The organism is Thermococcus sp. CX2 (genome assembly GCF_012027555.1).
Lineage (GTDB): Archaea > Methanobacteriota_B > Thermococci > Thermococcales > Thermococcaceae > Thermococcus.
The window spans coordinates 20,506-35,966 of the sequence record NZ_SNUQ01000008.1 but is presented as its reverse complement, the minus strand read 5'-3'; the positions used below and the strand labels follow the sequence as shown (position 1 = coordinate 35,966).

The window sequence follows — 15,461 nt, the reverse complement described above, 5'->3', positions numbered from 1 at the left end:
GATACCTCCCGCTGGAACCGTGGTCGTTCTTAGTGCTCGCTTCAGTTCACTGATGTCTCCCTTTTTCCCCATGTTCCTATAATGTGCGTGTGTTATAAATCAGCACATAGAAGCGCAAGATATATATCACCGACAATGATACTATAACACCCAAAGCGAACACGGGTGATAAAGCTATGAAGAAAGGATTGTTTGCCCTGCTTCTGGTTGGAGTTTTGATTTTTAGCGTCGTTGCCAGCGGCTGTATAAGCGGTGAAGGTGAAACCACCACCAGCCCAACCACCACCCAGCCAACGACCACCCCGAGCGAGACCACAACCACCCCGACAACCACAACGACCACAAGCCCAACTGAAACGACCACCACCCCGGAGCTTGAGTGCGGCAGTGGAAAAATAGTCATATGGCACGCCATGCAGCCGAACGAGCTTGAGGTCTTCCAGAGCCTCGCAGAGGAGTACATGGCCATGTGCCCGAACGTTGAGATAGTCTTCGAGCAGAAGCCAAACCTCGAGGATGCCCTCAAGGCGGCCATTCCAGCCGGCCAGGGTCCGGACCTCTTCATATGGGCCCACGACTGGATTGGAAAGTTCGCCGAGGCCGGCCTCCTCGAGCCGATGGACGACTATATCACACCGGAGGTAGTCAATCAGTTCGCCCCCATGGCCCAGGAGGCCATGCAGTACGACGACCACTACTACGCGATGCCCTTCGCGGCCGAGACCGTCGCCATCATCTACAACAAGGATATGGTGAGCGAGCCGCCCAAGACTTTTGATGAGATGAAGGCGATAATGGAGAAGTACTACAATCCAGACAACGACGAGTATGGTATAGCCTATCCCGTTAACGCTTACTTCATCTCCGCTTGGGCTCACGCCTTCGGAGGCTACTACTTCGATGACGACACCAAGCAGCCGGGCCTTAACCAGCCCGAGACCATAGAGGGCTTCGAGTTCTTCTTCAAGAACGTCTGGCCGTATATGGCCCCAACCGCCGACTACAACACCCAGCAGAGCATATTCCTTGAGGGCCGCGCTCCGATGATGGTCAACGGGCCGTGGAGCGTCGCCAGTATCAAGGACGCCGGAATTGACTTCGGTGTTGTTCCAATCCCGCCGATCATCCAGGACGGTAAGGAGTACTGGCCGAAGCCCTACGGTGGAGTCAAGGACATCTACTTTGCCAAGGGCATAAAGAACAAGGAGGCCGCCTGGTATTTCGTCAAGTGGTTCACCACCACCCCCGAGGTCATAAAAGAGCTCTCCCTCCAGCTCGGATACATACCGGTTCTTCCAGCGGTTCTCAACGATCCGGAGGTTCAGGCAGATCCGGTCATCTACGGCTTCGGTCAGGCCGTCCAGCACGCCTACCTGATGCCTAAGAGCCCGGAGATGGGCGCCGTCTGGGGCGGTGTTGACGGAGCCATCAACGAGATACTCCAAGATCCCGCCAACGCCGACATAGCGGCGATAATGGAGAAGTACAACCAGGAGATTTTAAACAACCTCGGAGGCTGATGCCTCTCCTCTTTTCCCACCTTTTTGGAGGGGATTGGGATGAAGAAGATCACTACGATTGCTTTGTTCCTTATTCTGCCAGGAATGGCAGCGTTCCTCCTCTTCAACCTGTGGCCGATAGTTTACTCGGTTTACCTCGCCTTCACAAATGCCCAGCTCGGGAACTTCCCGATTCAGGCCCCTGACACCGAGCCGCTCAAATTCGTCGGCCTCGAAAACTTCAGGTGGATACTCAGCGACGAGAAGTTCAGAAGCGCCTTTATGTGGACGTGGATATTCGTCGCAACGAGCGTTACCCTCAAGGTTCTTGTGGGAACCTTCCTCAGCCTGCTCTACAACAGCAAGTACGTCAAGGGCAAGATGATCTACAGGTCGCTCCTGATAATCCCATGGGCCCTACCGCTCCTCTTCTCGGTCACCGTTTGGAGGTTTATGTTTGATCCGGTTTTTGGTCCTATTAATCAGATTCTCAAATCGATCGGCGTGAGTACCCTCCCCAACTGGACGAACGACCCTTTCTGGGGCATTGTAGCGCTCAACATAATTGAGGTGTGGTTGGCGTATCCCTTCATGATAACCGTCATAACCGCCGCCCTGCAGTCCGTTCCAAGCACACTGGTCGAGGCGGCCATCATAGATGGGGCCAGCTACTGGCAGAGGCTCCGGCACGTCGTTCTCCCAATAGTCGGCAAGCCTATTGCCTTCGCCACCATCCTCACATCGGCGGCAAGCTTCCAGTACTTCATGGTGCCCTATATCTACAACGCGGGCCTCTTCGAGGACAAGTTCATACTGCTCTACGGCTTCAGGAAGGCATTCGGTGCAGCACCCCACTACGGAAGGGCAGCGGCGGTGATGATAATAGCGACCCTTGTGCTGGCGGTGTACATGTACGTCAACGTTAGGATAACCAAACTCCAGGAGGGTGCCAAGGGATGATGGGCCAAAAGAGAAAGGAGATAATCAAGAGCTTCATCCTCACCCTCGCGGCCATCTTCATAATGTTCATCATTCTCTTCCCAGTGTACTACATATTCACCGTGTCGATAAAACCAGCCGCAACGCTCGCAACAACAAAAATTGAGCTCATCCCGAGGAACGTTACGCTCGATGCCTACAGGGAGGTGCTCTTCGGATTCAAAGGAAGCAAGGTAAGCGAGAACTTTACGGGAACCATCGAGGGACAGGTGAGAATAGAGGGCGGAAAGCTCTACCTAGACAACGGAAAGCTTACGGGGACGATTAAGTACGGACCGTTCACTGGACTGAAGTTTGAAATACCCATTTCTGGCATCATCTTCGACGTTTCCACAACGGAGAACGTCCAGGGGGTGCTTAAAGGGGACGTAAGGGGACTCTTCGTCCTGACCAGGGTCAACGACGACGGGAGCATAGGCTTCGGAATAATCAGGGGGGTCGAGCTAACGGGCGGAGACGTCAACGGGATTTCAGTCTCGGGGCCAATGGAAAAGTACGTCGTGCTCAGGAACACGGGAACCGTCGAGTTCACGGTGGTCGGAAAGTTCGTCAACTCGGTGTTCTTCGGCTACCTGAAGAACAGCCTCCTGCTGGCCACGCTGACAGTCCTCCTGTCACTGATATTCGTCGTTCCAGCGGCCTACGCATTCTCAAGGATGCAGTTCTTCGGCAGGGATCACATTCTGTACTTCTACCTGATGTTCACGCAGGTTGCAGGGGGTCTCGGCATAGCCGGGTTGATAGCCCTCTACGGTATGATAGTCAAGCTCGGCCTATACGACAAGCTGCCGGTGCTGTCTTTCATCTATGCCGCCGGAAGCGTTCCCTTTAACACCTGGCTCCTCAAGGGATACATCGACTCCATAAGCCCCGACTTCGACGAGGCGGCACTGGTAGATGGCGCGAGCTATCTGCAGATTATAAGACACGTCCTCCTGCCGATGGCATTACCAGGAATAGCCACCGTGGCGATATTCGCCTTCATAGGCGGCTGGACGGAGTTCATCTTAGCGAGCCTGCTTCTAACCGAAAAGAACCAGCCCCTCTCAGTGTGGATATACCTCCTCATGGGAGGAATCGGCAGGGGAATAGACTGGAGCTACTTCGCCGCGGCGGCGCTGCTCTTCGCGCTGCCAGTCTTCGTGATGTTCATGCTTGCCCAGAACTACATACGGAGCGGTCTAACCGTCGGAGGTTTGAAGGAGTGAGGTGATAATATGAGAAAAGTGCTTTCCCTCTTTGCAATTTTTGTAATGCTCGGAAGCCTTCTGGCAGTTCAGCCAAGCGTAACCGCAGTAGAGCCCCAGCCGCTTAACGTTATAATAGTCTGGCACCAGCACCAGCCGTATTACTACGACCCGATTCAGGACATCTACACGAGGCCGTGGGTGAGGCTCCACGCGGCCAACAACTACTGGAAGATGGCCTACTATCTGAGTGAATACCCTGAGATTCACGCCACGATAGACCTCTCGGGCTCGCTCATAGCCCAGCTTGCGGACTACATGAATGGAGCGAAGGACAACTACCAGATAGTGACAGAAAAGATAGCCAACGGCGAGCCGCTCACCGTTGACGAAAAGTGGTTCATGCTCCAGGCCCCCGGTGGGTTCTTCGACCACACCATACCGTGGAACGGCGAGCCGATAACTGACCCCAACGGCAATCCCATAAGGGACTTCTGGGACCGCTACACCGAGTTGAAGAACAAGATGCTCCAAGCCAAGGCGAAGTACGCCAACCTGCCCGTGGAGGAGCAGAAAATAGCCGTTACCAACGAGTTCACGGAGCAGGACTACATAGACCTCGCCGTTCTGTTCAACCTTGCCTGGATAGACTACGGCTACATAATGAGCCACCCAGAGCTGAAGGCCCTCTACGACAAGGTCGATGAAGGCGGCTACACGAGGGAGGATGTTAAGACAGTTCTGGACGCCCAGATGTGGCTCCTCAACCACACCTTCGAGGAGCACGAGGCCATTAACCTTCTCCTCGGCAACGGCAACGTGGAGGTTACCGTCGTCCCCTACGCCCACCCGATAGGGCCGATACTCAACGACTTCGGCTGGGAGAGCGACTTCAACGACCATGTGAAGAAGGCCGACGAGCTCTACAAGGAGTACCTCGGCGGCGGCCAAGTTGAGCCGGTTGGAGGATGGGCCGCTGAGAGCGCCCTCAACGACAAGACCCTTGAAATTTTGGCAGAAAACGGCTGGACCTGGGTCATGACCGACCAGCTCGTGCTCCAGAAGCTTGGCATCGAGGGGACGGTCGAGAACTACTACAAGCCCTGGGTGGCCGAGTTCGACGGAAAGAAGATATACCTCTTCCCGAGGGACCACGCGCTGAGCGACCGCGTCGGCTTCAGCTACGGTGGAATGAACCAGTACGATGCCGTTGAGGACTTTATAAACGAGCTTCTCAAGCTCCAGAAGCAGAACTACGATGGAAGCCTCGTTTACGTCATAACCCTCGACGGAGAAAACCCCTGGGAGCACTACCCCTACGACGGCAAGCTCTTCCTTGAGACGCTCTACAAGAGGCTCACCGAGCTCCAGGAGCAGGGCCTCATAAGGACCCTCACTCCGAGCGAGTACATCCAGCTCTACGGCGACCAGGCGAACAAGCTCACCCCCCAGATGATGGAGCGCCTCGACCTGACCGGTGACAACGTTGAGGCCCTCAAGAAGGCCCAGAGCCTCAACGAACTCTACGACATGGTGGGCGTTAAGGAAGAGATGCAGTGGCCAGAGTCAAGCTGGGTAGACGGAACGCTCTCGACCTGGATCGGCGAGCCCCAGGAGAACTACGGCTGGTACTGGCTCTACTTGGCGAGAAAGGCCCTTATGGAGCACAAGGATGAAATAAGCCCGGCCGACTGGGAGAAGGCCTACGAGTATCTCCTTCGCGCTGAGGCCAGCGACTGGTTCTGGTGGTACGGAAGCGACCAGAGCAGCGGGCAGGACTACACCTTCGATCGCTACCTCAAGACCTACCTCTACGAGATGTACAGGTTAGCTGGCCTCGAGGCCCCGAGCTACCTCTATGGAAACTTCCTCCCCGATGGAGAGCCCTACACAGTTAGAGCCCTCGACGGCCTCGGGGAGGGCCAGGTCAAGAACTACTCGAGCATGTCCCCCGTCGCTGAAGGCGTAAGCGTCTACTTCGACGGTGAGGGAATTCACTTCATAGTTAAGGGAGACCTCAGCGAGTTTGAGATAAGCATATACGAGAAGGGCGAACGCGTTGGCAACACTTTCACGCTCCTCCAAGACAAGCCGACCGAGCTGAGGTACTCGATGTTCCCCTACTCGAAGGACAGCGTCGGGCTGATGATAACCAAGCATATAGTTTACAGGGACGGAAAGGCAGAGGTTTACGCCGCGACGGATTACGAGGAGAGCGAGAAGCTCGGCGATGCGGTTGTTAAGCAGGTAAACGGCGGAGTAGAGGTCATCGTTCCCTTCGACTACATCGAGACCCCAGATGACTTCTACTTAGCTGTCTCGACCGTTCAGAACGGCGAGCTCGAGATTATAACCACCCCGATTGAGCTGAAGCTCCCCACGGAGGTCAAGGGAGTAACCCTCGTGGACATCGCCGACCCCGAGGGCGATGACTACGGTCCTGGAACCTACACATACCCAACTGATAAGGTCTTCGTTCCTGGAGCCTTCGACCTCCTCAGGTTCAGGATGCTCGAGCAGACCGATGCTTACGTGATGGAGTTCTACTTCAAGGATCTCGGTGGCAACCCGTGGAACGGACCGAACGGCTTCAGCCTCCAGATAATCGAGGTTTACTTTGACTTCACCGACGGAGGAAACAGCTCGGCAATAAAGATGTTCCCAGACGGGCCGGGAGCAAACGTCAACCTTGACCCCGAGCACCCGTGGGATGTGGCATTGAGAATAGCCGGCTGGGATTATGGAAACCTCATAGTCCTGCCGAACGGAACTGTCTACCAGGGCGAGATGCAGATAAGCGCTGACCCAGTTAAGAACGCCATAATCGTAAAGATCCCGAAGAAGTACATCCAGATAAACGAGGACTACGGATTCTGGGGAGACGTTCTCGTTGGGAGCCAGGACGGCTATGGGCCCGATAAGTGGAGGCCAGTTGCAGTTGAAGCGGAACAGTGGAAGCTCGGTGGAGCTGACCCGCAGGCGGTAATCAACAACGTCGCACCAAGGGTCGTTGATGAACTCGTCCCAGAGGGCTTTAAGCCAACCCAGGAGGAGCAGCTAAGCTCTTACGACGCCAACGAGATAAAGCTCGCCACCGTCAAGGCCATTCCGCTCCTCAAGCAGGGCATAACCGTGCTCGACCCGGAGGGTGACGACCACGGTCCGGGAACCTACACCTACCCGACCGACAAGGTCTTCGTGCCAGGACACCTCGACCTGCTCAAGTTTAAGATGATTGAAGGCGACGACGCCTGGACCCTCGAGTTCTACTTCAAGGATCTCGGTGGCAACCCGTGGAACGGACCGAACGGCTTCAGCCTCCAGATAATCGAGGTTTACTTTGACTTCACCGACGGAGGAAACACCAGCGCGATCAAGATGTTCCCGGACGGCCCAGGAAGCAACGTCCAGCTCGATCCGGGACACCCGTGGGACCTGGCCCTTAGGATAGCGGGCTGGGACTACGGAAACCTGATAGTGCTCCCAGACGGAACCGTTTACCAGGGTGAAATGCAGATTTCAGCCGACCCAGTAAAGAACGCCATAATAGTTAAGGTTCCCAAGAAGTACCTGAGCATCACCGACTACGGGCTCTACACTGCGGTGCTCGTAGGCTCCCAGGACGGCTACGGTCCAGACAAGTGGAGGCCAGTTGCAGTTGAAGCCGAGCAGTGGAAGCTCGGAGGAGCTGACCCGCAGGCAGTCATAGACAACCTCGCCCCGAGAGTGGTTGACATGCTCATCCCAGAAGGGCTCAAACCAACACAGGAGGAGCAGCTGAGTTCCTACGACCTCGAAAAGAAGACCCTCGCGACGGTCCTCATGATACCGCTCGTCGAGGGAACCGGTGGCGAGGAAGTGACTCCCACTGAGACACCGAGCGAAACGACGACCACTCCAAGCGAGACCACAACAACGCCGCAGGAGACCACAACAACTCCAGCCGAGACCACCACTAGCACAACCACGCCTGGTGAAGAGGGAGGAATCTGCGGTCCGGCGATTTTGCTTGGACTGGCTTTGGCTCCGCTCCTGCTCAGGAGGAGAAGGTAACTCTCCTTTCAAATTTTTTGAGGTGATACCATGGCCGAAGTAAAGCTCATTGGGGTTTGGAAGCAGTTCGGGGACTTCACAGCCGTCAAGGACATGAACCTGGAGATCAAACACGGCGAGTTTATGATACTCCTCGGGCCGAGCGGCTGTGGAAAGACGACAACTCTCAGAATGATAGCCGGCCTTGAGGAGCCCACAAAGGGACAAATCTACATCGGCGACAAACTCGTCGCCGACCCGAAAAAAGGAGTCTTTGTTCCACCAAAGGACAGGGACATTGCAATGGTCTTCCAGAGCTACGCCCTATATCCACACATGACGGTCTACGACAACATAGCCTTCCCCCTCAAGCTCAGGAAAGTCCCCAAGCAGGAGATAGACCAGAGGGTGAGGGAAGTCGCCGAAATGCTCGGACTCACAGAACTCCTCAAGAGGAAGCCAAGGGAGCTGAGTGGCGGCCAGAGGCAGAGGGTAGCCCTCGGAAGGGCCATTGTGAGAAAGCCCCAGGTCTTCCTCATGGACGAGCCGCTGAGCAACCTGGATGCAAAGCTAAGGGTAAAGATGCGCGCCGAGCTTAAGAAACTCCAGAGACAGCTCGGAGTCACAACGATTTACGTCACCCACGACCAAGTCGAGGCCATGACCATGGGCGACAGGATAGCGGTCATAAATCAGGGCATCCTTCAGCAGGTCGGAACCCCGGATGAGGTCTACGACAGGCCAGCAAACACCTTCGTTGGAGGATTCATAGGCAGCCCGCCGATGAACTTCATCGATGCTTCAATAATCGAGGACGATAGAGGCGTCTGGGCCGACTTCGGGGAGTTCAGGCTCAAACTCCTCGACGACCAAGCCGAAGTCCTCAGGGAAAAGAATCTGATCGGAAAGGAGGTCATTTTCGGAATTCGCCCAGAAGACATTTACGACGCAATGTTCGCGCAGGTCAAAATACCTGGAGAAAACATGATCCGGGCCATGGTTGATATCATCGAAAATCTCGGAAGCGAAAAGATAGTCCACCTCCGCGTTGGCGGGGTCACGTTCCTTGGAGCCTTCCGCTCGGAGTCCAAGGTGAAGGAAGGCCAGGAGATAGACGTCGTCTTCGACATGAGGAAGGTCCACGTCTTTGACAAGGGAAGCGGAACGGCCGTTTTCTGAAGCTTTTTAAACCCTCTCTCCCATTTTCTACCATGCCAATTGAAGACTTCGCGGATTTCTTGGCGGAGAAAGTTCCAAAAGGGAAAATAGTCGAACTCGGTATAGGTTTTCAGTTCAAGGTGGCCCTAAGGCTGAGGGAAAGGGGTTACGATGTTCTTGCAGTTGATTGGAACCCAGCCTCCGTTGAGAGGGCAAGGGAGCTTGGGATAAACGCCGTCCGAGACGACATCTTCAATCCGAGGCTGGAGCTCTACAGGGACGCCAAAGCCCTGTACTCCGTAAGACCAACGCCCGAAATAGTCCAGCCGATTCTCGAGCTCGGGAAGAGGCTTGGCCTCCCTGTTTACATTCTCCCCCTCAGTGGCGACACAATGCCGGGTAACCTGAAGCTTATCAACCACAGGGGGTTGGCCATATACATGGCTAAAACTATTTAAAGCCCCTCCCAAGTAGTCATGGTGGTGCTATGAAGCTCTTCGGAACAGCGGGAATTAGAGGCACTCTTTGGGAGAAAGTCACGCCAGATTTGGCGCTGAAGGTCGGAAAAGCGCTAGGAACGTATATCAGAGAAGGAAAAGTCACGATAGCCCGGGACGGCAGAACGTCCAGCATAATGCTTGAAAATGCACTCATCTCTGGTCTTCTGAGCTCGGGCATGGAGGTCATCAAGTTCGGGCTTATACCCACTCCTGCCCTCGCGTGGGGAACCAGACGCTACGGCGACACTGGGGTTATGATTACGGCAAGCCATAACCCGCCGACCGACAACGGAATAAAGGTATTCAACGGAGACGGAACGGAGTTCTACCTCGAGCAGGAGGAGGAGCTGGAGAGAATAATCTTCTCGGAGAACTACAAGAAGGCAGGGTGGGATGAGATAAGGAAAGTCCATGAGAAAGACATCGTGGACGAGTACATAGGCGAGGTTCTTGATTTCGTCAATCACGAGACGAACCTGAAAGTCCTCTACGACGGTGCCAACGGTGCCGGAAGCGTTGTTGCCCCATACCTCCTCCGCGAGATGGGGGCGAAAGTTATAAGCGTCAACGCCCACATTGACGGCCACTTCCCGGGAAGAAAGCCCGAGCCAAGGTATGATAACATAGCATATCTCGGCCCGCTCGTGAGGGAGCTCGGCGTTGACCTGGCTATAGCCCAGGACGGCGATGCTGACAGGATAGCGGTCTTCGATGAGAAAGGCAACTACATAGATGAGGACACTCTCATAGCGCTCTTCGCTAAGCTCTACGTCGAGGAGCATGGAGGAGGAGTAGTCGTCACCTCGATAAACACCGGCTCGCGCATAGATGAAGTCGTCGAGAAAGCCGGAGGAAGGGTCTACCGCGTCCCACTCGGCCAGCCCCACGACGGCATAAAGAAGTACAACGCTATTTTTGCCGCCGAGCCATGGAAATTCATCCATCCCAAGTTCGGTCTCTGGATAGACAGCTTCGTCACGATGGGTCTGCTCATTAAACTGATAGACGAACAGGGCAAGCCGCTGTCGGAAATAATCCGCAAGGAGATTCCGACCTACTACCTCACCAAGAAGAACGTGAAGTGCCCCGACCAGTACAAGAAAACCGTGCTTGAGGTGGCCAGGCACGTCCTTGAGGAGAAGCTCAGAAGCGAGATAAAGGAAATACTAACCATCTCCGGCTTCCGCTTCAACCTCAAGGACGGTTCGTGGGTTCTCGTAAGACCGAGTGGAACTGAACCGAAGATAAGGGTAGTCGTAGAAGGTCCAACGGAGAAGAGGCGCGACGAGCTCTTCGAGCTGGCCTACGGCACCGTCAGAAGGGCTGTGGAAGAGGCAATGAAAAAGAAGGAGTAAAGCTAAACGAACCGCGCGGGCCTCAGCGTCCGCACCGCTATTTCGTTTTTATCCACCATTACTTTGAAGCCCTCCTTGGCGACGTAGGTCTTCACGCCTGTTACGGTCTCTATGTATTTTGCTTCTTTGTATGGGTTCGCAAAGTGCATTTTCATGCCTATGTGGCTCATGACGAGGACTTCGGGCTTTCGCTCCATCCTCTTGAGCATCATGACAACGTCATCGGTGCTGAGGTGGTAGGGAATCCCCATGTCCCTCGGCCTTGTCACAGCCGCTATGATAAGCCTCGAGCCGTTGTGCCATTCGATGAGCTCGTCGAAGTATTCGGTGTCGGGGATATATGAGATATCTCCGTAACGGGTCTTCATTCGGAAGCCTATCGTCGTCGGATCCGAGTGTTTCGTGGGAGTTATTATGAACTCCTCCTCCCCAATGGGTATTTTATTTCCGGGTTCGGGTGTGTGAATCGACTCAAGGACGTTCATGTGGTATTTAGAGACCGCAGGGGTGTGCGTCTCGTCCCCGTATACAACGCTCTTCGATGCTATCAACATGCCCCTCTTCTTGAGTGCACCTCCAGTCATGGCTTCAATCATGACTTCGGTGTCGTTGCAGTGATCAACGTGCCTGTGGGAGACGAATATCGCATCGAGCTTCCTGGGGTCGAGCTTGTACCTCCACGAGCGAACGAGTGCTCCCGGTCCGGGATCAACGTAGACGTTCCTGCTGGCTCGGATATGAAAGCCACCGGTAGATCGAAACTGGGTTATTGTTATGAACCTGCCGCCGCCGCTGCCGAGGAAGGTAATCTCTATCAACTCTTCACCCCCGTGTTCTTTTGCAGACGTATGGATATCACACCGGGAGTATATAAGGCATTGCCCCACCCCTAACCAGCGGTACCTCGGGTTATGATCAGGGTAACTCAAGAAATTTGTGAACCATTACTGCAACCCCACGGCATTTTACGATCAAGAGAACACTCCATTGGAGTTGAGATTCGATTTTATAACGGTGATGTATAACTACAGCCAAGATTGTCCCAATATATACAGGCATTAGCGTAACAAAATGTAATAACATAGGGTGAATGTTAAAATGGTTCGATGTAACCTCCAGAACAAGGAAAACGTTTTTAACATAGAACCAACGTAATTAATATGCACATACCTTCTGGGGGTGCAAATATGGAACTAAAACCATACATCCCGCCTGAGAAATCACTGCCAGAATACACCCTCAAGGCTTTTGTTTTGGGTGTTGTTCTGGCAATTATAATGGGTGCAGCAAACGCCTACCTTGGTATGTATGCAGGAATGACCGTTAGCGCCAGCATTCCCGCAGCTGTTATATCGATGGCAATTCTCTTCGCGTTTAAGGACAGGAACATCCTGGAGAACAACATGATTCAGACTGCAGCGTCGGCCGGAGAGTCCCTAGCGGCGGGCATAATATTCACCCTGCCTGCCCTGGTGGTTCTCGGTTATTACACCGAGTTCCCATACTACCTGGTGACACTGATAGCAGCCCTCGGTGGTTCCCTCGGTGCCCTCTTCACAGTGGTTCTGAGGAGGGCTTTTATAGTCGAAGAAAAGCTCCCGTATCCAGAGGGTACCGCCTGTGCTGAGGTCCTCATAGCGGGAGATAGGGGTGGAAGCCACGCCAAGCCGATATTCTACGGCGGTATCTTCGGTGGACTCTACAAGCTCTTTGGAAGTGCCGGCCTTTGGTCTGGAACTGTTGAAACCGCCAAGATGGTCGGTTCAAGGGTCCTCTACATCGGAAGTGACCTCTCTGCAGCCCTCATCAGCGTTGGTTATATCGTTGGCCTGAACATTGCATTCCTCGTGTTCCTCGGTGGTGCCATCGCATGGTTCATTGCGATTCCCATCTATGCCTCCCACATGGGGAACCCCGACAACCTAAGCGCCCTTGACCTCGCCTGGACCATATGGAGCACCAAGATTAGGTACATGGGAGTTGGAGCGATGGTCGTTGGTGGTCTCTGGAGCCTTATTAAGCTCAGGAGACCAATAATAAAGGGCGTTAAGACCGGTCTCGAGGTCGCAAGGAGAAAGCAGTCTGGAGAGTCAATACTAAGGACTGATGAGGATCTGCCACTCAACCAAGTCATAATGCTCATAGCGGCCTTCGTCATCCCGCTGTTCCTGCTCTACTACCACATAATCAACTCGATAGGAATCGCGGCAGTCATGGCCGTTATACTGCTCATCGTCGGATTCCTTGGAAGCTCTATCGCTGGCTACTTGGCGGGTGTCGTCGGTTCGTCCAACAACCCGGTTTCGGGAATCACCATCATGAGCCTGCTCTTCACGGCCTTCGTTCTCAAGGCCCTCGGTCTCAGCGGGATAGAGGGCATGGCTGCAACGATACTCGTCGCGGCCGTCATATGTACCGCCGCAGCGATAGCCGGCGACACCATGCAGGACCTCGCCACGGGTTACATCGTTGGTGCAACCCCCAAGAGGCAGCAGGTATTCGAGATAATCGGCACCTTCTTTGCAGCGCTCGTCATGGCCCCCGTGCTTAACCTTCTGATTCAGGCCTATGGAATAGCAGGAACTCCAACGGCCAAGGAAAATGCCCTTCCCGCTCCACAGGCCTTCCTCATGGCCAAGGTCACCGAGGGTGTGTTCACCGGAACCCTTGAGTGGACTATGGTCTACATCGGCGCCGGTATAGCCATTGTACTCATAATCCTTGACGAGATGCTTGCCAAGAGGGGCTCAAAGTTCAGGACCCCAGTTATGCCTGTCGCTGTCGGTATCTACCTGCCGCTCAGCCTTGGCGTACCGATCCTTATCGGTGGAATCACCAGGCACCTTGTCTCAAAGGCCAGGGGCGGTGGCGAGGAGAGCCCAACCGACCCAGGAGTGCTTGGAGCGGCGGGTCTCATCGCTGGAGAGGCAATAATGGGAATAATCTTCGCCGCCCTCATAGTGGCGGACGTTGCCCCGTCCATAGGATTCAGCAGCAACCTCCTCGGAATACTGTTCCTCCTCGGCATCTTGGCATGGCTCTACATGACCGGAAAGAAGAGGGACTGATTTTTCTTTCCTCTTTTTTAGCTCCTAGGGAGGTTCATGGATGGAGGAATATCTATATCTGATTCCAGAGCGTAACGAAAACGTTGAGCTGAGAAAAATCGAAGGAAAATACTACCTCCTAGTACCAATGGACTCGCCCCTTGATTTCTTAGCTAGGAGACTCCATGGCGATTACAGAAGAATAGAGCTCGACGAGGTCGGAGCCTTCATCTGGGAGTTATGCGACGGTAGGAGAACGGTCGAAGAGATTGGAAAGCTGCTGAGGAACAAGTTTGGAAAAGATGTTGAGCCACTTTACGAACGCCTGATAACGTTTCTTTTTGAACTGCACAAAAGGAACCTGGTTGGGTTTAAAAGGGTCGGCGAGTTAGAGTAGGTGGTGATACCCATGAGCGAAACCCTCGAAAGAGTCTCTCAAGAAATCGAGAACCTGCGCAACGATATGGTGGAAACCCTCGTGGAGCTCATCAAAATCCCAGCCATAAGCCCGAACTACGGCTACGAAGGCGAATACGACAAGGCGCAAAAGCTCCTTGAGATAATAAAGGACTGGCCCTTCGATAAGGTTGAGGTCTACAACGCCCCAGACGAGAGGGCTAAGAATGGCGTGAGGCCGAACATTCTCGCCTATTACTACGGCGAAAATGGGGAAGAGTCGCCGAGGCTCTGGATACTCACCCACCTCGATGTTGTCCCGCCCGGAGACCTAAGCAAGTGGACAGTCACAGAACCCTTCAAGCCAGTCGTTAAAGACGGCAAAGTTTACGGAAGGGGAAGTGAGGACAACGGGCAGAGCTTGGTTGCTTCGCTTTACGCAGTCAGGGCTATGATGAACCTTGGGATAAGGCCCAAGCGCACAATCGTTCTGGCTTTCGTCAGCGACGAGGAGACCGGAAGCAAGTACGGCATCGAGTGGCTTATGAAAGAACACCCCGAACTGTTCAAGGAAAACGACCTCGTTCTCGTTCCGGACGGCGGAAACGAGGATGGAACCTTCATCGAGGTTGCAGAGAAGAGCATCCTCTGGTTCAGGGTTAAGGTCAAAGGCAAGCAGGTTCATGCGAGCATGCCGGATAAGGGCCTAAACGCTCACCGCGTTGCCCTTGATTACGCCTACCACTTGGATAAGCTCCTCCACGAGAAGTATTCCGAGAAGGATGAGCTCTTCGATCCGCCAGAGAGCACTTTCGAGCCGACGATGGTTAACGGCCCGGCCGATTCGCCGAACATCGCACCCGGAGAACACGAGATAGTCTTTGACTGCAGAATTCTGCCGAAGTACAGCCTAGATGAGATACTGAGCGATGCAGAAAAGCTCGCGGAAGAGGTAAAGGCAAAATACAGGAAGGAAATTGACGGAGAGGTTCTCCCGGAGATAAAGGTCGAGGTTATCCAGCGCCTCGACGCTCCGGAGCCAACCGACCCGAACAGCGAGATAGTGAAACTCCTCCAGACGGCTCTCAAGGAGCTCCGCAGAAAGGAGGCCAAGGTCGGCGGAATAGGCGGCGGAACCTTCGCGGCCTACTTCAGAAAGCTCGGCATTCCAGCAGTTGTGTGGGCAACACTGGATGAGATGGCTCACCAGCCCAACGAGTACGCAAAGATAGACAACATGGTTGAAGACGCCAAGGTTATGGCGGCCTTGGCGCTACTCTGAGCGAAA

11 protein-coding genes are annotated in these 15,461 nt (G+C 54.2%); 10 read left to right on the top strand and 1 reads right to left on the bottom strand.

Annotation, left to right across the window (positions count from 1 at the left end):
• The first annotated feature begins 176 nt into the window (after positions 1–176).
• The 7 genes from E3E23_RS09890 to glmM are packed head-to-tail and all read left to right on the top strand — an operon-like array spanning position 177 to position 10,730.
• A complete protein-coding gene (locus E3E23_RS09890; protein ID WP_167908396.1) occupies positions 177–1,520 on the top strand; it encodes an extracellular solute-binding protein in 1,344 nt (447 codons plus the stop codon).
• Between the two features lie 39 nt (positions 1,521–1,559).
• Positions 1,560–2,459, top strand: a complete 900-nt coding sequence (locus E3E23_RS09885) for a carbohydrate ABC transporter permease (protein WP_167908395.1) — start codon at positions 1,560–1,562, stop codon at positions 2,457–2,459.
• On the top strand, positions 2,459–3,706 hold the full coding sequence (locus E3E23_RS09880) for an ABC transporter permease subunit (protein WP_371807544.1): 1,248 nt from the start codon (positions 2,459–2,461) through the stop codon (positions 3,704–3,706). The genes E3E23_RS09885 and E3E23_RS09880 overlap by 1 nt, the downstream gene beginning before the upstream one ends.
• A gap of 9 nt (positions 3,707–3,715) precedes the next feature.
• Positions 3,716–7,738, top strand: a complete 4,023-nt coding sequence (locus E3E23_RS09875) for a glucodextranase DOMON-like domain-containing protein (protein ID WP_167908393.1) — start codon at positions 3,716–3,718, stop codon at positions 7,736–7,738.
• 30 nt (positions 7,739–7,768) lie between these two features.
• Entirely contained in the window at positions 7,769–8,896 is a 1,128-nt protein-coding gene (locus tag E3E23_RS09870) for an ABC transporter ATP-binding protein (protein WP_167908392.1), read from the top strand.
• Between the two features lie 32 nt (positions 8,897–8,928).
• Positions 8,929–9,333 carry a UPF0146 family protein gene (locus tag E3E23_RS09865; RefSeq protein ID WP_167908390.1) on the top strand — a complete coding sequence of 135 codons (405 nt, stop codon included), beginning with the start codon at positions 8,929–8,931 and terminating at the stop codon, positions 9,331–9,333.
• 29 nt (positions 9,334–9,362) lie between these two features.
• Positions 9,363–10,730, top strand: coding sequence for a phosphoglucosamine mutase (glmM, locus tag E3E23_RS09860; RefSeq protein WP_167908389.1), 1,368 nt, complete (start codon positions 9,363–9,365; stop codon positions 10,728–10,730).
• 2 nt (positions 10,731–10,732) lie between these two features.
• On the opposite strand, the gene E3E23_RS09855 is transcribed toward glmM, so the two are convergent.
• Positions 10,733–11,548 carry an MBL fold metallo-hydrolase gene (locus E3E23_RS09855; protein ID WP_167908388.1) on the bottom strand — a complete coding sequence of 272 codons (816 nt, stop codon included), beginning with the start codon at positions 11,546–11,548 and terminating at the stop codon, positions 10,733–10,735.
• Positions 11,549–11,917: 369 nt separating this feature from the next.
• On the opposite strand from E3E23_RS09855, the gene E3E23_RS09850 reads away from it, so the two are divergent.
• The 3 genes from E3E23_RS09850 to E3E23_RS09840 are packed head-to-tail and all read left to right on the top strand — an operon-like array spanning position 11,918 to position 15,455.
• Positions 11,918–13,798: an OPT family oligopeptide transporter gene (locus tag E3E23_RS09850; RefSeq protein WP_167908387.1), complete on the top strand. Its 1,881-nt coding sequence runs from the start codon at positions 11,918–11,920 to the stop codon at positions 13,796–13,798.
• Positions 13,799–13,838: 40 nt separating this feature from the next.
• A complete protein-coding gene (locus E3E23_RS09845) occupies positions 13,839–14,174 on the top strand; it encodes a PqqD family protein (protein WP_167908386.1) in 336 nt (111 codons plus the stop codon).
• A 12-nt stretch (positions 14,175–14,186) separates the two neighbouring features.
• Positions 14,187–15,455 carry a M20 family metallo-hydrolase gene (locus E3E23_RS09840; RefSeq protein WP_167908385.1) on the top strand — a complete coding sequence of 423 codons (1,269 nt, stop codon included), beginning with the start codon at positions 14,187–14,189 and terminating at the stop codon, positions 15,453–15,455.
• Positions 15,456–15,461: the final 6 nt, after the last annotated feature.